The following is a 20325-nucleotide window of genomic DNA, read 5'->3' on the forward strand; positions in this document are numbered from 1 at the left end:
ACTCGACGGTAACCTTTTGCCGCGGCCCGTGAGGCCCGGAACTTCAGACCGGCCAGACGAATTCTCGGAACACGGCCCGGAAGGTCCGCCAGAAGCCGGATCTGCCGTAGGGACCGTCGTGGAACAGCGACGCGCAGTTGTCCTCCATGGCCCTGGTCACCAGGGGACTGAAGTCGGTGAACTCGCAGACCAGGAACTCTTTGAAGCCTGTCGGCCACGCCTGCTGAGCCGGTTCGTGTTGTGCCTCCACAGACACGAGTGTAATCCAGCGGTAACACCGGTGTTACAAATCCCACTCACTTCAACAGAGCGAAAGCTTCCTGCGCAACCAGGAACGCGTAGCTGGACGGGATCAGGTCGATGGCACCGTCCGCCCGGAACTGCTCGGTGACGATCCAGTCCTGCCCCGAGGCGTCGGTTGTCAAAAACGCCGCGGCGAGGTCGCCAGGAGCGTTACCGCCTTTGAAGCCGGAGTACGGCCAGCGAGCGGGATCGAGCTGCACACCCGGGGTGATGGCCAGGATCCGACGGTTCTCCTCCGCCGACGGGCCGGTCGCCAGGTACCCCACGGCCGCACACACGTCCTGTGCGTTGGCGAACCACTCCACGCCGTCGGCCGATGCCGGGTTGTCGAGAAAATTCTCGAAGTCGATGTCCAGCGGCCGGGAATCGGCTTGCTTCAGGAGCTGCTCGCGAGCGTCGGCATCTGCGTCCGCCCATTCGGAACGAAGATTCGGATTCCCGAACCCGATGACGAAGAACTGTCGGGTGTCCATCATCGGCGTCATCGCCGCGGGATCGTTATGACCCATCGTGGCGAGCTGAGCCTCGACGCGGTCCCGACCGAGGCGTTCCATCAGCAGGTCCGTGGCGGTGTTGTCGGACAGCGAGATCATCTTCTCCGCGGCCTCGCGCACCGACACCGTCGTGCCGTCGCGGCGATTCTGCAGCTCACCCGATGGCGCACTCTTGTTCTCGTCGCGGATGGTGAGCTGCTCGTCCCATCGCACGCTGCCCGCCTCGATCTCGTCGGTCAGCGCCCCGAGAACGTACAGCTTGAACACCGATCCCAGCGGGAGCATCGCGTCGGCATTGACCGAGTACACCGACTCGCACTCACCGCCGTTCAGACGAGACGCACTGTAGGAGTAATTCGGAGCCACCTTCGACAGGGCGGAATCGAGCTCGTCGAAGGACGAGATCTTCGGAGTTTCCGGACTGGCCAGAATGCCGTCGAGCGTGCCGTCGGCACCGAGGGAGGTGGTGATCGTGGCCGGAATGCCGGCGGTGGTGAAGCGAAGAACGGCGCTGTCAGGTCCGGCCTCGAAACCCGTCGCCACGTTCGGCGCACCGGCGCGCAACTGCTCGAGAGGGGTGACGAGCCCGCCCATCGGCTCGAGTGCTGCCGCCAGCTCCGCGCCGGTGACGGCGTCCACCGCCGCCGGATCCGGGGCGGCGTCGGCGTTGATCCACTGCAGAATTCGGTCGTTGATCGCGCCCAGCGGCGTCGAGGTGTCGATCGCGAACGCCGGTGCCGTGGTGGTCGTGGGCGTCGGCGTTTCGGACGGTCCCCCGCAGGCGGACAGCGTCAGAGTTACGGCCACGACCACCCCTGCCAGTCTCGTCACGGTGCGCGTCGTCATGTCGCAATGCTAAAGGATTCGGACATTTCGCCACCCGCCCAGTCTCGGTACGGCCGGTCGGGTGCTGTGGCAGTGTGCTCTGGCGTGCTGACTTCAGACGACGTCCGTCGAATAGATACCGAGCATCTCTGGCATCCCTACAGCGGGTTTCCGTCGACGACGACACCGTTGGTCGTCGACAGCGCTTCCGGGGTTCGACTGACGTTGGCCGACGGCCGCCAACTCGTCGACGGCATGAGTTCGTGGTGGGCGGCGGTGCACGGCTACCGGCATCCGGTGCTGGACGCGGCAGCGCGAGACCAGCTCGACCGCATGAGTCACGTGATGTTCGGAGGCCTCACTCATGCGCCGGCGGCGCGATTGGCGGAGCTGCTGGTCTCGATCACGCCGGCCGGGCTGGACAAGGTGTTCCTCGCAGATTCCGGGTCCGTGTCCGTCGAAGTCGCGGTGAAGATTGCATTGCAGTACTGGCGTGGGCGGGGTGAGAGCGGGCGTACGAAGTTGCTGACGTGGCGGGGCGGCTATCACGGGGACACGTTCGCGCCGATGAGTGTCTGCGATCCGGACGGCGGGATGCACAGGTTGTGGACCGGAGTGCTGGCGCAGCAGGTGTTCGCGCCCGCGCCACCCGCCGCGTCCGATGCGGCGGGTATCGCCGCCTACGTCGCCGAGTTGGAGCAGGTGCTCGCGGCGCATGCGAACGATGTGGCCGCGATCATCGTCGAGCCGATCGTGCAGGGTGCCGGCGGAATGCGCTTCCACGACGCACGTCTGCTGGTCGAACTGCGCCAACTCGCGGACGAGTACGGCGTGCTGTTGATCTTCGACGAGATCGCCACCGGGTTCGGCCGCACCGGTGAGCTGTTCGCCGCCGATCACGCGGGCATCGCACCCGACATCATGTGTGTCGGCAAAGCGTTGACCGGCGGCTACATGACGCTGGCGGCGACGCTGTGCACCACCGAGGTGGCGGAGACGGTGTCGAACAGTGAGGCGGGCGGTCTGATGCACGGGCCCACGTTCATGGGCAATCCACTGGCCTGCGCGATCGCGGTGGCGTCGGTGGAGCTGCTGCTCTCGCGCGACTGGCGCGCCGAGGTCGCCGCCGTCGCAGACGTGCTGACCGAACGGCTCGAGCCGGCCCGGTCGCTCCCGGGCGTGGCCGACGTGCGCGTGCTCGGCGGAATCGGGGTGATCGAACTGACCGGCGCGGTCGACATAGCACGTGCGACGGCCGTCGCCGTGGACGCAGGTGTCTGGCTGCGGCCGTTCGGCAGGTTGGTCTATGCGATGCCGCCGTATGTCTGTACCGATGCCGATGTGGCAGCCATCGCCGATGCCATGGTGGCGGTGGCGCGCGACCATACTTGAACACCCATACTTGAACACTGTTCAAGTATGGTCGTGGACATGAGTGCACTCGATTGGCTCGACGCCGCCGCATACGACCGTCGCGCGGCCGGGCTCGAGCGCGTCGTCCACGCTCGCAGTCCCGAGGATTCGACACTCGACCTGGCGTCGAACGACTACCTCGGCCTGTCTCGTCATCCGCACGTCGTCGACGCGGCCTGCGCGGCCACGCGTCGGTGGGGCACCGGGTCCACCGGATCTCGATTGGTCACCGGCACGACCACCGCCCACGAACAGCTCGAGCAGGACCTTGCCGACTTCGTCGGTGCCGAGACCGGACTGGTCTTCTCGTCCGGCTACACCGCCAATCTCGGAGTCGTCACCGCGCTCGCCGACCGCGACTCCGTCGTGATCTCGGACGCCGCGTCGCACGCGTCGTTGATCGATGCCTGCCGTCTGTCTCGGGCGCGGGTGGCCGTGGCGCGGCATCGCGACGTCGAGCACGTCGAGCAGTTGCTCCGCGAACGAACGGAATCTCGCGCGCTCGTGGTGACCGACTCGATCTTCAGCGCCGACGGCGATCTCGCGCCGCTGCACGAGCTGTACGCGGCGTGCCGGAGATGGAACGCGGTGCTGATCGTCGACGAAGCCCACGGGCTGGGCGTCCGAGGTGACGGTGGGCGCGGTGCCGTCCACGACGCCGGTGTGGCGGGACTGCCGGACCTGGTGATCACCGCGACGCTGTCCAAGGCGCTGGGATCGCAGGGTGGGGTGGTGCTCGGGCCGGCGGCGGTACGGCACCAGGTACTGCACAGTGCGCGCAGCTTCGTCTTCGATACCGCACTCGCCCCGGCCGCGGTCGGCGCGGCATCGGCAGCGCTGGCGGTGCTGCGCAGCGAACCCGATCGGGTCGCTGCGATCGGTCGGCGGGCAGGGCAATTGGCGGCGGCCGCCGGTGTTTCGCCGACGGCGTCGGCGGTGGTTCCGGTAGTACTCGGCGACGCAGTGCGTGCCGTCCGCGCGGCCGGGGAGTGTCTGAACCTGGGCGTGCGCGTCGGGTGCTTTCGGCCGCCGTCGGTTCCCGCGAACGCATCTCGGCTGCGTTTGACCGCGCGCGCCGACCTCAGCGACACCGATATCGACCGTGCCACGTCCGTTCTCTCGACGGTGTTGCGTGCGGCGGTGTCGGGATGACGGTTCTTCTCGTCACCGGAACGTCGACCGGCGTCGGCAAGACCGTGGTGACCGCGGCGCTCGCGGCCGCAACCCGGGCACAGGGCCGGACAGTGGCGGTGTGCAAACCGGCGCAGACCGGAGTCGGTGACGACGGCCTGGACGAGTCGGATATGGATGTGGTGGAACGTCTTTCGGGCATCCGCGGGATCGAGCTGGTGCGGTACCCCGAGCCGCTCGCGCCCGACGTCGCAGCACGCCGTTCGGGTCGGTCGATGCTCGAACTCGACCACGTCGTCGACGCGGTGCGAGTCCTCGACGAGGCTCACGATCTCGTCGTGGTCGAGGGTGCGGGCGGGGTAGCGGTGCGCCTGGGTGCCGGCGGGTTCACCGCACTCGATGTCGCCGGCGCCGTCGGCGCATCGGTCCTGATCGTGGCAGGGGCGGAGCTGGGGACGCTCAACCACAGCGCGCTGACCGTCGCCGCGGTGCGCGCAGCGGGTGTGACCTGTGCGGGCCTGGTGATCGGATCGTGGCCGGCCGAACCCGATCTGGCGGCGCGGGTCAACGTGGAGGAGTTGCCGCTCGTGACGGGCGTCGAGCTGCTGGCGTCTGTGCCGACCGGGGCCGCCGCGCTGGACGCAAAGAACTTCGGTGCGCTCGCCTGGACGAAGTTCGGCGAGTTTGCCGGCTCATTACTCGGGTAACCGGCTCGGAACGTCTGCCACTTCGGCAGTCGGAACAGATCGGGAGTTCCATCATGAGCACCGCAGTGTGGATCATCGTTGCAGTAGTAGTCGTAGTGTTGGTCATTGCCGTCGCCTTGGTTGTGGCACGCAAGGGCAAAGAGCGAAAGAGGCTGGAAGCGAACCACCTTCGCGAGAAGGCGGCCGATCAGGCGACCGTCGTCGAGGAGCGTGAACTGCAGGCCCGCGAGAGCGAGGCCAAGGCACGTCGCGCCCAGGCGGAGGCGGACGTCAAAGCTGCCGAGGCAGAGAAACTTGCTCAGCAGGCCCAATCTCACCAGGGAGTCGCGGCGGCATCACGCGACGAAGTGAACTCACAGTTCGAGCGCGCGAACCACATCGATCCGGATGTGAAGGGCGACCGCAAGGTGACCGGTGACCACAACGTCGGCCGCGACGCGGGCGCGGATCGGGACTTCGGTGCGCAGCACAACGCGACTGTCGATCGGAACGCGAGTGCCGACCGGTCCGAGGCAGGACAGCATGGCGTGACCGGTAATCCGGACTTGCCCCCGACGGCAGCCCGGCACGAGCGGAACTAGCTCGTCGAGGTATTGGGCAGTTGGAGTTCGACCACGTCGTTCTCGCCTAGGTTCGGACGCTCATGGGTGACCTTCGCCTTGGCGTAGGCCAGCAGGGTCGACACCTTCGAGCCCGGGGTGGACCAGTACTCGGCACCTTCGGCGGCCACGTGGATCAGAGCGACCTCACGTGAATCGGGGTTCTTCTCGAACCACGCGGCCGCCCGAGAATTCCACAGCTCCTCCGCCTTGGCCTTGTTCTCGACGACCGCAGCAGTACCGGACAGCGACACCCAGCCCTGACCGGATTGGAACGAGACGTTGACCGTCGGGTCGGCGGCGATGTCGCGTACCTTTCTGGAGTCCTGCGCTGCGAAAAACCACAGGTCCCCGTCGAACTCCGCCTCCTGCAGTGCCATCGGACGCGAGAGGAGGTGGCCGTCCCGGCCCACGGTGGTGAACATGCACAGTCCGGCTTCGGACATCAATTCGGCGACCTTGGTGACGCCATCGGTGTTTGTCATCGAAAGTAAATACCCGGGGCGGGGGTCTTCAATCGCCGAAACCAGGCCGACTCCCTGTTTCGGCGATTATTACGCCCTGTAGTTGGTGATTTCGCAGAACCTGGGACACTGGAAGTCGTGACTGTTCCTGACGGCAACGACGCCCCCGTATCGGCCCAACTCTTCGCCCGCGCGAGCACAGTGATTCCAGGTGGCGTCAACTCTCCGGTGCGTGCGTTCGCATCGGTCGGCGGCACTCCACGCTTCATCACGCAGGCCAGCGGATACACGATGACCGACGCGGACGGGAAGTCCTACGTCGACCTCATCTCGTCCTGGGGTCCGATGATCCACGGACACGCCCATCCGGCGATCGTCGAGGCAGTCCAGAAGGCGGCCGCAACCGGACTGTCGTTCGGCGCACCCACCGAGCGCGAAATCGAACTCGCCGAGGAAATCGTGCGCCGCGTCGGCCCCGTCGACCAGGTTCGCCTTGTGAATTCGGGCACAGAGGCCACGATGAGCGCGGTGCGTCTGGCGCGCGGCTTCACCGGCCGCACCAAGATCCTCAAATTCTCCGGCTGCTACCACGGCCACGTCGACGCCCTGCTGGCCGACGCGGGCTCGGGACTGGCCACCTTCGGACTGCCGACGTCACCCGGAGTGACCGGCGCTCAGGCATCGGACACCATCGTCGTTCCCTACAACGACCTCGACGCCGTCACCGCCGCGTTCGACGCCAATCCCGGCGAGATCGCGTGCATCATCACCGAAGCGGCCGCGGGCAACATGGGCGCGATCCCGCCGGTCACCGGCTTCAACGAGGGACTACGCCGACTCGCGACCGAGCGCGGCGCATTGCTGATCATGGACGAGGTGATGACCGGATTCCGTGTCAGCGCCGCAGGCTGGTACGGCATCGACGGTGTCGCCGGCGACCTCTACACCTTCGGCAAGGTCATGTCCGGCGGGCTGCCGGCCGCAGCATTCGGTGGCCGCGCGGACGTCATGGCCTACCTCGCACCGGCCGGGCCGGTGTACCAGGCGGGCACCCTCAGCGGAAACCCCGTCGCCGTCGCTGCCGGCCTGACGAGCCTGCAACTGGCCGACGCCGCCGTCTACGAGAAGCTGCAGACCAACTCACAGCGACTCGGAACACTGCTCGGCGATGCTCTCACCGCCGAAGGCGTCCACCACCACGTGCAGTTCGCGGGCACTATGGTGAGTGTGTTCTTCGCCGATGGACCCGTCACCGACTACGCGCAGGCCAAGGCTGCCCAGACGTGGCGCTACCCGGCGTTCTTCCACGCGTTCCTCTCTCGCGGGGTGTACCCGCCGCCGAGCGCATTCGAGGCATGGTTCGTCTCGGCTGCGCTCGACGACCGAGCTTTCGAGATCATCGCCGACGCGGCCCCGGCCGCTGCGAAGGCTGCGGCAGCCGCTGTAGCACCACTGTGACGTCCACTCAGAAGTGATCACCACCCGACTAGCGAGAAACAGGACCCCGACGTGACCGAGGCCCCCGCAACACACCCGCACTCGACGACGCGCACCATCGTGCACGTCCTCCGGCACGGCGAGGTGCACAACCCCAAGGGCATCCTCTACGGGCGGTTGCCCGGCTTCAAGCTGTCGGTCACCGGCCAGTCCCAGGCCAAGGCCGTCGCAGATGCGCTCGCCGGTCACGACATCACCCACGTCGTCGCGTCGCCGTTGCAACGCGCCCAGGAGACTGCTGCCCCGATCGCGGCAGCCCACGGCCTGACGGTGTCCGAGGACGAGAATCTCATCGAGGCGGGTAACGAGTTCGAGGGGCTGCGCGTTGCCGTCGGCGACGGAGCCCTGCGTAGGCCTCGGCACTGGTGGAAGCTGCGCGACCCGTTCACCCCGTCCTGGGGCGAGCCGTATCTGCAGATCGCGCACCGCATGCTCGCCGCCGTCAACGCGGCCAGAGTCGCAGCCGTCGGGCACGAGGCCGTCTGCGTGAGCCACCAACTCCCGGTCTGGACGCTGCGCCGGTTCCTCCAGGGCGACCGGCTCTGGCACGACCCGCGCAATCGCCAGTGTGGACTCGCGTCGCTGACGTCACTGGTCTACGAGGGCGATCAGCTCGTCGATCTCGTCTACTCCGAGCCAGCAGGAGCATCCGACCCGAGGATCACCGGTGCGTAGGTTACTACTCGCGGTTGCCGCTGTGGCCCTCGTCGCCGGCTGTTCGACCGGCACCGACGCGGTTGCTCAGGGCGGAACCTTCCAGTTCGTCTCGCCCGGCGGAAAGACCGAAATCTTCTACGATCCGCCGTCCGACCGCGGCGCACTCGGCGAACTCTCCGGACCCGACCTGATGACCGAAGGCAAGACGACCTCGTTGTCGGACTACGAGGGTGACGTCGTCGTCCTCAACGTCTGGGGTCAGTGGTGCGGACCGTGCCGCGGAGAAGCGGACGACCTCGAGAAGGTCTACGAGGCCACCAAAGCCTCCGGCGTCGAATTCCTCGGCATCAACGTGCGCGACGAATCACAGACCGCAGCACAGGATTTCGTCGTCAGCAACAACGTCACGTACTCCTCGATCTACGACCCGCCGATGCGCACCCTGACCGCGCTCGGCGGCGTTCCGACCTCTGTCATTCCGACGACCATCGTGCTCGATCGACAGCACCGCGTGGCCGCAGTGTTCCTGCGTGAACTGCTCGTCGAGGACCTGCAGCCCGTCGTCGAGCGCGTGGCAGCCGAGGAGCCTGTGCAGCCGTGAGCGAGATGTACCTAGCCGGCGTCGGCGCGAGTTTCCAGGAAGCTGCGGCCTCCGGGCCGCTGCTGCTGGCCCTCGGAGCCTGCGTCCTGGCCGGGCTCGTCTCCTTCGCATCACCGTGCGTCGTACCGCTGGTTCCGGGATATCTGTCGTACCTCGCCGGGGTCGTCGGAGCCGACGCACCGGCGGTCAGCGCCGACGAAGCGGCCGTCAAGACGAAGGTGCGCAGCGGTCGGCTGCGCGTCGCGGGAGCCGCGGGGCTGTTCGTCCTCGGATTCACCGTGGTGTTCGTTCTCGCCACCGCGTCGGTGTTCGGTGCAATTTCGGTGCTGGCGATCAACCGCGAACTGCTCATGCGAATCGGCGGCGTCGTCACCATCGCCATGGGCCTGGTGTTCGTCGGACTGATTCCCGCGCTGCAGCGCGATGTGCGGTTCGAGCCGAAGCAGATCGGCTCCCTCGCCGGAGCGCCCTTGCTCGGGGGAGTGTTCGCACTCGGCTGGACCCCGTGCCTCGGGCCCACCCTCGCCGGCGTCATCTCGCTCGCCGCAGGCACCGACGGTGCCACGGCTGCCCGCGGAGTCACCCTCATCGTGGCGTACTGCCTCGGTCTTGGATTGCCGTTCGTGATCCTCGCGTTCGGATCGGTCAGCGCACTGCGAGGCGTCGGCTGGCTACGTACACACGCACGACAGATACAGGTGTTCGGCGGAATCATGTTGATAGCGGTAGGAATTGCACTGGTCACCGGTGCCTGGGATCAATTCGTCGGCTGGGTGCGCGACGCCTTCGTCTCCGATGTGGTGTTGCCGATATGACCGCCGAGACCGAGGAGCGGACAGAAGCGTCGCCGCCGCACAAGCAATCCGTACTCGGTAAGGCCGTGGCCGTGGTGCGCAACACCTGGCGCGGGCTCACCAGTATGCGGACCGCGCTGGTGCTGCTGTTCCTGCTGGCCTTCGCCGCCGTGCCCGGAGCCCTGGTACCGCAACGCAGCCTCAACGCGGGCAAGGTCGACCAATACATCGCCGACCGTCCGACACTCGGCCCCATCATGGACAAGCTCGAACTGTTCGACGTGTTCGGCAGCTTCTGGTTCACCGCGATCTACGCACTACTGTTCGTCTCCCTGATCGGCTGCATCCTGCCGCGGTGCATCGAGCACGCAAAACAGTTGCGTACCAAGCCCGTTCGTGCGCCGCGGAACCTCTCGCGCCTGCCGCACCACACCCGGTACGACGTCGACGGCGCACCCGAGGAGATCGCAGCCCAGGTTCGTACTCAGCTGCGTGGGTGGCGCGTCGCGCAACGGTCCGAGGGCAGTGGGGCAGTGACGCTCTCGGCGGAGAAGGGCTACGTTCGCGAACTCGGCAACCTCGTGTTCCACCTCTCGCTCGTCGGACTGTTGGCCGCGATCGCCATGGGCAAGCTGCTCGGCTACGAGGGAAACCGCATCGTCATCGCCGACGACGGCCCCGGATTCTGTACCTCCACGCCTGCCAACTACGACTCGTTCCGGGCGGGCAACCTCGTCGACGGCACCGACCTCGAGCCGTTGTGCTTGCGCGTCAAGGACTTCCAGGCGGACTACCTCGACAACGGCCAGGCGGAAATGTTCACCTCGAACATCCAATACCAGGCCGGCGAAGACCTGGCGAACAACGACTGGCAGGACGACCGACTGCAGGTCAATCACCCGCTGCGGGTCGCAGGCGACCGCGTCTACCTGCAGGGCCACGGCTACGCGCCCACGTTCACGGTGACGTTCCCGAACGGCGAGACCCGCACCGACACCATCCAATGGCAGCCGACGGACGCCACCACATTCCTCTCCAGCGGGGTACTGCGAGTCGACCCACCCGGTGGCCTCTACCCCGACGCGCTGGACCGGCGTAAGAACCAGATCGCCATCGAAGGACTGTTCGCCCCGACGGCGTCGTTCCACGGCAGTCTGCTGTCGTCGAGCTTCCCGGCGATGAACGACCCAGCCGTCGCCATCGACATCTACAAAGGCGACACCGGACTCGACACCGGACTCCCGCAGTCCATCTTCTCGCTCGATCAGGAAATGATCGCCCAGGGCAGGCTCGTCAAGCAGGACCGCGTCAACCTCATGCCCGGGGAGTCGGCCACACTCAGCGACGGCACCGTCGTCAGATTCGACGGGGCGAAGGAATTCGTCAACCTGCAGGTATCGCACGACCCGGCTCAGACCTGGGTCCTGGTGTTCGCGCTGACGATGATGGGCGGACTGCTCGTCTCATTGGTGATCAAACGTCGCAGAATCTGGGTCCGACTCACCGCCGACGGCGACTCACGACGTACTGTAGTAGAACTCGGCGGACTTGCACGCACCGATCAGGCGGGGTGGGGCGAAGAGTTCGACCGCCTGTGCACCCGCCTGCTCGGCGACACCTCGAAACAGGAGAACTGACCGATGCCGATCAACGAGACACTCTCGCAGTACAGCGACTGGTCGTTCGAATCAGCCTTCACCATCTACGTGCTTGCGTTCGTCCTGCTCATCGCCCAATACGCCTCCGCCAAGGCGACGGCCGCCCAGGCCAAGGAGCTCGTCGGTGCCGGAGCCCCGGTGACCGCGTCGTCGCAGGCTGCGTCCTCCGGCCCGGGACGCGTCATCGAGGCACCCAAGCGCCCGCTGTCCGAACGCCTCGCAGGCATGGGCTTCGCGCTGCTCGCACCGGCCCTCGTCCTCCACATCGCCTCGGTCGTGCTCCGCGGATTCGCCACCCACCGATTCCCGCTGGGCAACATGTACGAGTTCGTCACCATGGCAACCGCTGCCGCAGCACTGACCTCCGTGGTGGTGCTGCGCAAGAAGACGATGCGCCCGATGCTGGTGTTCGTCCTCGCACCCATCATCGTGCTGATGTTCTTCGCCGCCACCAAGCTCTACGCCGATGCCGCACCCGTCGTCCCGGCACTGCGCTCCTACTGGCTGCCCATCCACGTCACCATCGTCAGCGTCGGCAGCGGCATCCTGCTGGTCTCCGGTGTCGCGAGCCTGCTGTTCCTGCTGCGCATCAAACAGCCCCTGGGCGAGGAGAGCGTGGGATTCTGGGGCCGCTTCGCCTCCAAGCTTCCTGACGCCCAAGCCCTCGACCGACTCGCCTACAAGACGACCATCGTCGCCTTCCCGCTGTTCGGAGCCGGCGTCATCCTCGGCGCGATCTGGGCCGAGGCCGCATGGGGACGTTTCTGGGGCTGGGACCCCAAAGAAACGATGTCCTTCATCACGTGGATCATCTACGCCGCTTACTTGCACGCCCGCGCTACCTCCGGCTGGCGAAACACCCGCGCCGCGTGGATCAACGTCGGTGGATTCACTGCCATGCTGTTCAACCTCTTCATCATCAACATGGTCGTCTCCGGTCTGCACAGCTACGCAGGACTGAACTGACCTCTGCGCGTTCCACACGCTCCGCTGCCGACGTGCAGCTGGTAGCGTCCGATCCGGCTCGATGGGGGAGACATCCGAGCCGGCACTCGACGCGGGACGCACACTGGGGGGAAATCGGTCATGGCCGATCGGCACGGAAACAATTGGCAACCCGTCCGACCGATGGACGACGACGAACCCCCGAACACGCCGGAGCCGGTGGTGACCGAGACCCCGGTTGTCGGGTCTGCCGAGGTTGGGGAAGTTTCGGGGGTTGCGGGGTCTGCTGAGACTGCGGGGTCTTCTCGGGTTGTGGGGGAGTCTCGGGTTTCGGGTGAGCGTGAACCGTTCCGATCCACCCCCATCGCCATGCCGCCCGCGGATGCTCCGAGCCCGAATCCTGTTGTCGCGGCAATGCCGACTCCACCCGTCGAGGTGACGCCACCGACCGACGAGATGCCGACGATGCCCGAAGCATCGGGTCCACCGGTTGTGCCACCGGTTTCGTCCGACATGGCCATGGCCCCTGGTCCGCCGACTCGGCCCACGGGCGAGCCGCAGCCGCCTGGGCAACAGGGTCAGCACCCTGTCCAGCCGCAGAACGGGGTGGTGTTGCCCCAGAATGCTGTTGTGCCCCAGCAATATTGGCAGCCGAACAACGAGTGGGCAGCCCAGAATCAGTGGCAGTCCCAGAACGGCTGGCCGACGCATGGGCATGGGCAGGGATATGGGCAGGGTCAGGGGTATGGGCAGTGGGCTCCGCAACCCGGTTCGTGGCCGCAACCGATGGTGCCCGGCCATGTTCCTGTTGTGGTTCCTGCCGTGGCTGCTGTCGTTCAGCCGGATCATCGACCGCTGTCGCAGCCGATGTCGGCGGCCGACCTCGGCGATTCGTTGCTCATCAGGTCGGCAAGTGTCGCTCCGGTGGCCGGGTGGCGTCGTGCGCTGTATCTGATGTCCGGTGGTCGGATCGATGTGGGGAACAGTCCGGCGCAACAGCGACGCCTCGAATTGACCGCGCAGGTCGATCGACCATTGGTGGGGTGCTACCGCGTCGCGGTGCTCTCGTTGAAGGGTGGGGTCGGAAAGACGACGACAACGGCGACGTTGGGCTCGACGTTCGCGGACATCCGCGGTGACCGCGTGATTGCGATCGACGCGAACCCCGACCGCGGAACGCTGGGGCAGAAAGTACCGTCGGAAACGACGGCGACGGTCCGAAATCTGTTGCGAGACATGGATTCCTTGGAGCGCTACAGCGACGTTCGGGCCTACACGTCACAGAACGTCCATCGGCTGGAGGTGCTGGCCTCCGATTCGGACCCGGCGGCGTCCGAGGCATTCAGCGGTGACGACTACGACCGAACGGTGACACTGCTCGAGAAGTTCTACAGCATCGTCATCACCGACTGCGGCACCGGATTGATGCATTCGGCGATGGAGAGCATTCTCGAGGGCGCGGACACTCTGGTCGTCGTCAGCTCAGGGTCGGTGGACGGGGCGCGGAGCGCGTCGGCGACATTGGATTGGCTGGATGCTCATGGCTATCGAGAGCTGGTGGCCACGTCGGTGGCGGTGGTCAACGCGGTAAGACCGAGGGCGGGAAAAGTCGACTTGCAGAAGGTGGTCGAACATTTCGAGCAGCGATGCGCTCAGGTTCGGACGATTCCGTTCGACCCGCATCTGGAGGAGGGGGCTGAGATCGAACTGGGCAGGCTTCGTGGACGCACGCGGAAGGCACTCCTCGAAGTAGCTGCGGCGGTGGCAGCAGGCTTTCCGGCCTCGCCCACTACTTCTCGCCGCAGCTGATCGGAAACTTTATTCGCCGACTTCAGTGCCGGCGTCGGTCCCGTCCTTGCCTCCGCGACGAGCGTCCCGGTTGATTTTCCAGAGAAATTCCGGATCGTCATCGGGCCCGACAGTCCGCGGGGGTTCAGGTTGCGTGCTGGGTCCGAATGCCTTCCACAGCAGCACAATCACTGCCACCAAACCGATCAACGCCAATAGATAGATCACGACGCACCTCCTACTACGAGGGTAGCCGTCATGCAACGACCTCCGCACCCGTCGAGCGTCGAAGATTCCTGAGAATGTTCGATGAGTTCGTACGGGTGCGGAGGTCGTTGCCGAAACTGCGCCGAATGGCCTGTCTCAGTGCTGTACGCCGGCTTCGGTCGTCAGAGAAGTCAGCAGCTGCATGACCTCGGTTTCGCGGAAGCGACGGTGTCCGCCGGGAGTGCGGAGCGATCCAAGACGTCCGGCGTGCGCCCAGCGAGTCACGGTCTTGGGGTCGACGTGAAAAAGCGCTGCTACCTGACCCGGTGTGAGAAGTGAGTCCTGAGCTTTGTGGAACGTGGGTGCGCTCATCTGTCGTGTCCTCCTACGGTGCGGTTCTGTGCATTTGCGTCGAACCGGAGATATCGGTCTGCGGTGTTGTGAGCCCCATGGTTGCACTCGGACCCCTAGGTACTCGACTGATACAAGGTTGGTAAAGGGGAGGTAATGGACAAATCGGTCACGCCAGGGGTGGGTGGGAAGCCCTGGCGTGACCGGTAACCTTGAGCTCGTGAGCGATGCGACGAATGCCGACCGAAGCGACCCGACCAGCGGAAACCCCACGCCCGGCCGTTCTGCGAAGAAGTCCCTTGCCGTCAATCTCGCCGTGTACACGTTTGCGCGTCTGGCGCTCGTCATCGTCATCGCCGCGATCATCATCGGTGTCGGTTTACTCTTCGGCATCGAGGTTCCGATCCTCGTCGCGGCGATCTTCGGCGTCCTCATCTCGCTGCCGTTGTCCCTGCTTCTGTTCAAGCAGATGCGCATCCGCGTCAACGAGTCCATCGCTGCGGTCGACGAACACCGACGCACCGCTCGCGCGGACCTGCAGTCCAAGCTGCGCGGTGAAGACGGCCGCAAGTGACCGCATCGGTGGACCGCTCCGGATCGCGTGAGTGGGTCGACAACGCAGTCCGGTTGATCGAAGCCGATTCTCAGCGCAGTGCCGACACACACCTGCTGAGCTATCCACTGCCTGCCGCATGGGGAATCTCGCTGTACCTCAAGGACGAATCCACTCACATCACCGGCAGCCTCAAACACCGGCTGGCGCGATCGCTGTTTCTGTACGCGATCTGCAACGGCTGGGTCACCGCGCGAACCACGGTCGTCGAGGCGTCGTCCGGCTCCACGGCGGTCAGTGAGGCATATTTCGCCGGCCTGCTGGGATTGAAGTTCGTCGCAGTCATGCCCAGAAGTACAAGTCCCGCCAAGATCGCCCTCATCGAATCGCACGGTGGGCGCTGCCACTTCGTCGACCACCCGGGTGAGATGTACACCGAGGCGCACCGGCTCGCAGCCGAACCCGACTGCCATTACATGGACCAGTTCACCCACGCCGAACGGGCCACCGATTGGCGGGGGAACAACAACATCGCCGAGTCCATCTACGATCAGCTCCGGCTCGAGAAATGTCCTATCCCCGATTGGGTGGTCGTAGGCGCGGGAACAGGCGGAACGAGCGCCACCATCGGTCGCTACATCCGATACCGCAGACACGCAACGCGTTTGGCCGTGGTGGACCCAGAGAATTCGGCCTTCATCGGAGGCTACGAAACCGGTGACGCGAGTTTCGAGACCGGTAAGTCCTCACGTATCGAAGGCATCGGGCGACCGCGGGTGGAACCGTCCTTCGTCGGCCAAGTGATCGATCGAATGATCGCGGTGCCCGACGCTGCGTCGGTGGCGGCCGCGAGATTCACTTCGGCTGCGATCGGTAAACGAGTGGGAGGATCCACCGGCACCAACATCTGGGGTGCCTTCGGATTGATCTCCGAGATGATTGCCGCGGGACGCACCGGCAGTGTGGTGACGTTGTTGTGCGACGGCGGCGACCGTTACTCGCAAACCTATTTCGACGACACCTGGGTCGCGGGCCAGGGGATGGATCTCGACGAACCGACCGCCGCGCTCGAGCAGTTCATCCGTACCGGGGTGTTCTGAGCAGATCTACCAGGTCACGACCATCGACGTCACCGCAGTGACAGCGGCGACCGTCCCGACGGCCGGCCACGCACCGATCTTCTTCGCGAGCGGATGCGACGCACCGAACGCCACGAGGTACGTCCCGAGCAGTGCGCCGGCACGAGCCGAGCCCGACGACTTCTGCCATTGCGTGGTGCAGACAACGCCGACTGCAGCGAGCACTGCTCCGCCGAGTTGGCGATTGTGCGACCGGCGAGCAACAGCGAAGCCGCCGAGCAAGCCGCCTGCGGCGAGAGCGGATGTGGCGAACGAACGTCGAGCATCATGGTCGGACATGATCGTCACCCTAGCCGAGCTTGCACGCGCAAACTCCGGGCCAGGTGATCTCTCTGCTCGATCACCAAGCGCCGCAACGCAGCCGGTGCCCACTCGTGCTCGGCGAGCCACACGTCTGCACTGTCGGTCGACGATCGCTGAGGAAAGAGGCGAACAACTATCCTCCGTGCGATCTCGATGCTGCGTGAGGTCCACAACGAGGAGATGGACTCGAAATACCGGTCCTCGTACGGTTGAGTGAGGTCCGGTCGGTGACCCGCCCCGAACCCGGTGATGAAGGCGTCGAGAACATCGTTGGACACGTCGTCGCGCTCGGTGATGGAAGTCCACGCGCTCGCTTTGACTGTGGCGTCAGGGATCGCCGTCGCCGCCGCGGTGTGGGCAGTGCGCCCCGAAAGTGTGTCGTCCGAACCGAGTTCGGCATCCAGCTCTGCGATAGTTGCGTGTCCGGTGGCGGCGAGTGCCAGCCAGAATGCCCAGCGCTGATCGGGGTCCAGCCTCAGCCCGGCAATGGTCGCGGTGCCATCGAGCAGGGAGCGTAGATCGTCGGCCAGGAAGTCGTCGAGCTGCGCAGCCGATGCGACCGCCCGCGCCCACACCAACTGCGCGTCGCTTCCGGGTTCGCTCGATTGCAGCTGCCGCCACGACGCTTCGAGCCAATGCCGGGTGGGCTCGTCCCGTCGGTCTTCGGGGAGGTAGTGCGCGAGTGTGTACGTGACGTTGGCCGTGACTGCGGAGAGCAACCCGATCTTGGGTTCGGTCGGCGCGAATCTGGTTGCGATGTCCAGGTATTCGATCGCAGAGAGCTCGGCGTCCCGGGTGGAGTTCCACAGTGCCGACCACACCAGCCCTCGTGCAAGGGGATCGACGATGCGATCGAGTGAGGTCCGCACGGTGGCGGTGGAGCGCTCGTCGAATCGGATCTTGGCGTAGGTCAGATCGTCGTCGTTGAGCAGAACCAGTGCAGAATCGGGGAAGTCGACGGGCGTTCGCGAGTCGGTGATGTCGAGTTCGTAGCGGTGGGTCCTCGTGAGATTTCCGGCCTCGTCCGGATCGTAGAGCCCGACCGCGATGCGGTGCGGACGCGGATCCGACTGCTCGACGGCGTCGCCTGTATAAGTCAGTGTGGACACGCCGGTGGTCTGCAGCCACGCGCCCGCCCAGGCCTCGAGGTCTCGCCCGCTGGCGGTGGACATCTCGCTCAAGAGATCCGTCAGGGTCGTATTACCGAAGGCATGCGTACGAAAGTAGTTGCGGGACGCTGCGAAAAAGGCGTCGGCACCGACGAACGCCCCCAACTGTTTGAGCACGCTTGCGCCCTTGGCGTAGGTGATGCCATCGAAGTTGAGCTTGGCTGCCTCGAGGTCGGTGATGTCGGCGACGATCGGGTGAGTGGTGGGAAGCTGATCCTGCAAATAGGCCCACGCCTTTCGGCGGTTCGCGAAACTGACCCAGGCATCGGTGAACCGGGTGGCTTCGGCCGACGCGTACGCACCCATGTAGTCGGCGAACGACTCCTTGAGCCACAGATCGTCCCACCATTGCATCGTGACGAGGTCGCCGAACCACATGTGCGCCATCTCGTGCAGAATCGTGTTCGCCCGAGCCTCGTACTGGGCTTCGGTTGCTGCCGAACGGAATACGTACGATTCGGTGAACGTGACGAGCCCGGGGTTCTCCATCGCACCGAGGTTGTATTCGGGGACGAAAATCTGGTCGTACTTACCGAACGGGTACGCATAGTCGAACTTGTCGTGGAAGAAGTCGAGGCCACGCTCGGTGATGTCGAAGATGTCCTCGGCGTCGAAATACTCGGCGAGGGATGCGCGGCAGTACGCGCCGAGCGGGACAGTCAGATCGCCTCGGGTCCAGGACGATTCGACGCCGTGGTACGGTCCGGCCGCAACCGCGGTGATGTACGTCGATATGGGCAGCGTCGGGGCGAACGTGGTGACTGTGCCGTCGGTGACTCCCGCGCGGTTGGACAGGACCGTCCATGCCGGGGGTGCTGTGACCCTCAGCGTGAACGAGGCCTTCAGATCGGGTTGCTCGAAATTCGCGAACACCCGTCGCGCATCGGCAGGTTCGTACTGGGTGTACAGGTAGACGTTGTCGTCGACGGGGTCGACGAAGCGGTGGAGTCCTTCACCCGACCTGCTGTACCGCCCGCGTGCCCGTATCCGAACGACGTTGTGGTCGGCGAGTCCGACCAGTTGAATGCGAGCTCCGTCGTAATCGACCTGCGCATCGGTGCCGTTGACGGTGACCTCGTCCACGGACGCACCGATGAAATCGACCCATGTCGCCGCCGTCGTCGCATCGAACTCGATAGTCGTCACCGACTCGAAGGTGTCGACGTCCGTGTCCTCGGCGCGCAAGAGGTTCAGATCGACGAGATATTTCACCCCGTCTATGTGGCGCGATCGCCTGCGAGTTTCGGTTCGGGTCAGATTCGCGGTGCTCACCGAACCAACCCTAGGTGATTGTTTTTCACAGGGCGGGTGGGGTGAAGTAGTGACGTCCGAGTGGATCGACGATATGCAGCACTCCGTCCGGAAGCAGTTCGGTGCGCCAAAGTTTGCGCGTTTTGAGGTTGTGGTGGAGCCGACAGCGCGGACCGATGTTCGTGAGGATGGTCCAGCCGCCCTTCTCGGGGCGGTGTCGGTCGAATTCGACGATGTGGTCGAGGTCGCATCGTTCCGAGGGCACGTTGCAGCCAGGATGCAGGCAGTACGGGTTCTCGGCTCGAACCGTCGCCGCGAGAGCTCGACTGGGTGTATAGCTCAGCGCGCCTGGCGGCGGGAGTTTCATGCCCCCATGGCCGTCGGGGTACAAGGCGTGGATCCCGATGGGGTCGTCCCCGACGATGGCACGCCACCGTTCGATCAGCGTTCCTCCACCCGGCCGCGATCGGGTAGCTCTGGTATTCACAGAGCCGGGCGTGGGAAGCCTGGGTGGCGGTGCGTCCGGTGGGATCGTGTTCGGTGATTGGCTCGTCGGCGGCTCGTCCCCCGGTGCAGCGGAAGTGGAACTGCCGCTGCGTGTTCCGTCGGTTGCGGCGCAGTCGGTGTCCGATGGTTCGTTGTCCGCTGTGTCCGGATCATCGTGCTCGGGGGCCCTGTCGCTGTCGCGTGGCGTCAGGCATGTCGCGCACTCGCACAGCAGTGTCTCCCCGCGCATCAAGGCGGTCTGAGCGTCGGCCCGTCGTTGGTCGTCCGACCGCGGATCCTCCGGGTGCAGGCCTATGACCTCGGCGTCGATCCGCGAAAGTTGTTCGTCGGCTTCGCCGTCGGTCATCAGTGTGGTCAGGCTCGACAGTCCTCGTGCCCGGCGACGAAGGCGGATTCGCTTCTCGGTGCGTGCGGCACGCTTGCGTACCGCACGGTCCCAGTCGGCGTCGGCCTCGATGAGCAGTCGATCGATTTCGCGGCCCAGAGCTCCCGGTGCCATCTCCCGGGCGGCCTTGAGAATCTCGGTCTCCAGGGCAACGGCCGTCTCCGGACGGGCATGAAGTAGATGATCGTGGATCGTTCTGACTCGCTCCAGATCGAGGGCACCGTCGATGAAGCCCTGACGCACGAGAGGGCGCAGTTGACGCCACATCTGCAGCTTGTTGTTGATGGCGGCAAACGTGGACGACAGAGCCGCCGCCAGTTCACAGACTGCCGAGTTGAACAGATCTTTCTCGGTGACCTCGGTGACCCCGGTGTCCCACGGTGACGCGCCGGCCGTTCGGCTGCGGACATAGTCGTCCAGTAGAGCAAGTTCCGAAGCGACGGCAGCGTTGATCGTCCGTCGCGCGCCCAGAACGTCGGCGAGCGGAGAATGGTCCCCCGTCACCCACGCCGCTTTCCGTAGCCCCATGTCACCCCCCAGCGACTCAAGATCGAACACGTATTCGATCCACTGCGGCAAGTGTA

Annotated in this window: 21 protein-coding genes; 13 read left to right on the top strand and 8 right to left on the bottom strand. The window is 65.4% G+C overall.

The window, feature by feature from the left end; genetic code table 11:
• Positions 1–43: 43 nt before the first annotated feature.
• Together RFA01S_RS18670 and RFA01S_RS18675 are read right to left on the bottom strand one after the other, a co-directional pair.
• Positions 44–250, bottom strand: a complete 207-nt coding sequence (locus RFA01S_RS18670; protein ID WP_027498338.1) for a hypothetical protein — start codon at positions 248–250, stop codon at positions 44–46.
• A gap of 46 nt (positions 251–296) precedes the next feature.
• Entirely contained in the window at positions 297–1643 is a 1347-nt protein-coding gene (locus RFA01S_RS18675; protein ID WP_052060722.1) for a serine hydrolase, read from the bottom strand.
• Between the two features lie 72 nt (positions 1644–1715).
• Here RFA01S_RS18675 and RFA01S_RS18680 point away from each other — a divergent pair, with 72 nt between their 5' ends.
• From RFA01S_RS18680 to RFA01S_RS18695, 4 genes are read left to right on the top strand one after another with little or no spacing between them, the layout of a single operon-like run.
• Positions 1716–3014 carry an adenosylmethionine--8-amino-7-oxononanoate transaminase gene (locus RFA01S_RS18680; RefSeq protein WP_032407483.1) on the top strand — a complete coding sequence of 433 codons (1299 nt, stop codon included), beginning with the start codon at positions 1716–1718 and terminating at the stop codon, positions 3012–3014.
• A 39-nt stretch (positions 3015–3053) separates the two neighbouring features.
• The gene (locus tag RFA01S_RS18685; RefSeq protein ID WP_032407482.1) at positions 3054–4187 is read left to right on the top strand and encodes an 8-amino-7-oxononanoate synthase; all 1134 of its coding nucleotides are present in this window, start codon (positions 3054–3056) and stop codon (positions 4185–4187) included.
• Positions 4184–4873 (top strand): dethiobiotin synthase, encoded by a 690-nt coding sequence (bioD, locus tag RFA01S_RS18690; RefSeq protein WP_032407369.1) that lies wholly within the window; start codon positions 4184–4186, stop codon positions 4871–4873. The genes RFA01S_RS18685 and bioD overlap by 4 nt, the downstream gene beginning before the upstream one ends.
• Before the next feature lie 53 nt (positions 4874–4926).
• Positions 4927–5454, top strand: coding sequence for a hypothetical protein (locus tag RFA01S_RS18695; RefSeq protein WP_052060721.1), 528 nt, complete (start codon positions 4927–4929; stop codon positions 5452–5454).
• On the opposite strand, the gene RFA01S_RS18700 is transcribed toward RFA01S_RS18695, so the two are convergent.
• Positions 5451–5957, bottom strand: a complete 507-nt coding sequence (locus RFA01S_RS18700) for a pyridoxamine 5'-phosphate oxidase family protein (RefSeq protein ID WP_032407368.1) — start codon at positions 5955–5957, stop codon at positions 5451–5453. The two genes, RFA01S_RS18695 and RFA01S_RS18700, sit on opposite strands and share 4 nt — an antisense overlap.
• A gap of 117 nt (positions 5958–6074) precedes the next feature.
• Here RFA01S_RS18700 and hemL point away from each other — a divergent pair, with 117 nt between their 5' ends.
• The 7 genes from hemL to RFA01S_RS18740 all read left to right on the top strand — a co-directional run bounded on the left by hemL (position 6075) and on the right by RFA01S_RS18740 (position 13897).
• Complete coding sequence (hemL, locus tag RFA01S_RS18705) at positions 6075–7394, top strand: glutamate-1-semialdehyde 2,1-aminomutase (protein ID WP_032365224.1); 1320 nt, start codon at positions 6075–6077, stop codon at positions 7392–7394.
• Positions 7395–7445: 51 nt separating this feature from the next.
• Positions 7446–8108 carry a histidine phosphatase family protein gene (locus tag RFA01S_RS18710; protein WP_027498332.1) on the top strand — a complete coding sequence of 221 codons (663 nt, stop codon included), beginning with the start codon at positions 7446–7448 and terminating at the stop codon, positions 8106–8108.
• On the top strand, positions 8101–8691 hold the full coding sequence (locus tag RFA01S_RS18715) for a TlpA disulfide reductase family protein (RefSeq protein WP_027498331.1): 591 nt from the start codon (positions 8101–8103) through the stop codon (positions 8689–8691). Before RFA01S_RS18710 ends, RFA01S_RS18715 begins: the two co-directional genes overlap by 8 nt.
• A 5-nt stretch (positions 8692–8696) precedes the next feature.
• Positions 8697–9506, top strand: coding sequence for a cytochrome c biogenesis CcdA family protein (locus RFA01S_RS18720; RefSeq protein WP_032369910.1), 810 nt, complete (start codon positions 8697–8699; stop codon positions 9504–9506).
• A complete protein-coding gene (resB, locus tag RFA01S_RS18725) occupies positions 9503–11122 on the top strand; it encodes a cytochrome c biogenesis protein ResB (protein ID WP_032407367.1) in 1620 nt (539 codons plus the stop codon). The genes RFA01S_RS18720 and resB overlap by 4 nt, the downstream gene beginning before the upstream one ends.
• A 3-nt stretch (positions 11123–11125) precedes the next feature.
• Complete coding sequence (gene ccsB, locus RFA01S_RS18730) at positions 11126–12109, top strand: c-type cytochrome biogenesis protein CcsB (RefSeq protein ID WP_027498328.1); 984 nt, start codon at positions 11126–11128, stop codon at positions 12107–12109.
• A gap of 765 nt (positions 12110–12874) precedes the next feature.
• Positions 12875–13897, top strand: a complete 1023-nt coding sequence (locus tag RFA01S_RS18740; RefSeq protein WP_371829108.1) for a MinD/ParA family ATP-binding protein — start codon at positions 12875–12877, stop codon at positions 13895–13897.
• A gap of 9 nt (positions 13898–13906) precedes the next feature.
• On the opposite strand, the gene RFA01S_RS28210 is transcribed toward RFA01S_RS18740, so the two are convergent.
• The gene (locus RFA01S_RS28210) at positions 13907–14104 is read right to left on the bottom strand and encodes a membrane protein (RefSeq protein ID WP_027498326.1); all 198 of its coding nucleotides are present in this window, start codon (positions 14102–14104) and stop codon (positions 13907–13909) included.
• 135 nt (positions 14105–14239) lie between these two features.
• Positions 14240–14455 carry a BldC family transcriptional regulator gene (locus RFA01S_RS18750; protein WP_027498325.1) on the bottom strand — a complete coding sequence of 72 codons (216 nt, stop codon included), beginning with the start codon at positions 14453–14455 and terminating at the stop codon, positions 14240–14242.
• Between the two features lie 199 nt (positions 14456–14654).
• Here RFA01S_RS18750 and RFA01S_RS18755 point away from each other — a divergent pair, with 199 nt between their 5' ends.
• Positions 14655–15008, top strand: coding sequence for a DUF4229 domain-containing protein (locus RFA01S_RS18755; protein ID WP_027498324.1), 354 nt, complete (start codon positions 14655–14657; stop codon positions 15006–15008).
• Positions 15005–16087, top strand: coding sequence for an L-cysteine desulfhydrase Cds1 (gene cds1 / locus RFA01S_RS18760; RefSeq protein ID WP_032390602.1), 1083 nt, complete (start codon positions 15005–15007; stop codon positions 16085–16087). The genes RFA01S_RS18755 and cds1 overlap by 4 nt, the downstream gene beginning before the upstream one ends.
• Before the next feature lie 6 nt (positions 16088–16093).
• On the opposite strand, the gene RFA01S_RS18765 is transcribed toward cds1, so the two are convergent.
• Genes RFA01S_RS18765 through RFA01S_RS18775 form a run of 3 tightly spaced genes read right to left on the bottom strand, consistent with a single transcriptional unit; the run spans position 16094 to position 20299 of the window.
• Positions 16094–16405, bottom strand: a complete 312-nt coding sequence (locus RFA01S_RS18765) for a hypothetical protein (protein ID WP_027498322.1) — start codon at positions 16403–16405, stop codon at positions 16094–16096.
• A gap of 5 nt (positions 16406–16410) precedes the next feature.
• Positions 16411–18870, bottom strand: a complete 2460-nt coding sequence (pepN, locus tag RFA01S_RS18770) for an aminopeptidase N (RefSeq protein WP_032407366.1) — start codon at positions 18868–18870, stop codon at positions 16411–16413.
• A 25-nt stretch (positions 18871–18895) separates the two neighbouring features.
• The gene (locus RFA01S_RS18775; protein ID WP_162182887.1) at positions 18896–20299 is read right to left on the bottom strand and encodes an HNH endonuclease signature motif containing protein; all 1404 of its coding nucleotides are present in this window, start codon (positions 20297–20299) and stop codon (positions 18896–18898) included.
• Positions 20300–20325 lie beyond the last annotated feature (26 nt).

The organism is Rhodococcoides fascians NBRC 12155 = LMG 3623 (assembly GCF_001894785.1).
In the GTDB taxonomy this organism is placed as follows: Bacteria; Actinomycetota; Actinomycetes; order Mycobacteriales; family Mycobacteriaceae; genus Rhodococcoides; species Rhodococcoides fascians.

Coding starts and splice junctions, on each gene's coding strand:
- RFA01S_RS18765 (WP_027498322.1), bottom strand. CDS start 16,405: ATGTCCGACCATGATGCTCGACGTTCGTTCGCCACATCCGCTCTCGCC.
- RFA01S_RS18685 (WP_032407482.1), top strand. CDS start 3,054: ATGAGTGCACTCGATTGGCTCGACGCCGCCGCATACGACCGTCGCGCG.
- resB (WP_032407367.1), top strand. CDS start 9,503: ATGACCGCCGAGACCGAGGAGCGGACAGAAGCGTCGCCGCCGCACAAG.
- RFA01S_RS18740 (WP_371829108.1), top strand. CDS start 12,875: ATGGTGCCCGGCCATGTTCCTGTTGTGGTTCCTGCCGTGGCTGCTGTC.
- RFA01S_RS18720 (WP_032369910.1), top strand. CDS start 8,697: ATGTACCTAGCCGGCGTCGGCGCGAGTTTCCAGGAAGCTGCGGCCTCC.
- RFA01S_RS18750 (WP_027498325.1), bottom strand. CDS start 14,455: ATGAGCGCACCCACGTTCCACAAAGCTCAGGACTCACTTCTCACACCG.
- RFA01S_RS18700 (WP_032407368.1), bottom strand. CDS start 5,957: ATGACAAACACCGATGGCGTCACCAAGGTCGCCGAATTGATGTCCGAA.
- ccsB (WP_027498328.1), top strand. CDS start 11,126: ATGCCGATCAACGAGACACTCTCGCAGTACAGCGACTGGTCGTTCGAA.
- RFA01S_RS18675 (WP_052060722.1), bottom strand. CDS start 1,643: ATGACGACGCGCACCGTGACGAGACTGGCAGGGGTGGTCGTGGCCGTA.
- bioD (WP_032407369.1), top strand. CDS start 4,184: ATGACGGTTCTTCTCGTCACCGGAACGTCGACCGGCGTCGGCAAGACC.
- RFA01S_RS18695 (WP_052060721.1), top strand. CDS start 4,927: ATGAGCACCGCAGTGTGGATCATCGTTGCAGTAGTAGTCGTAGTGTTG.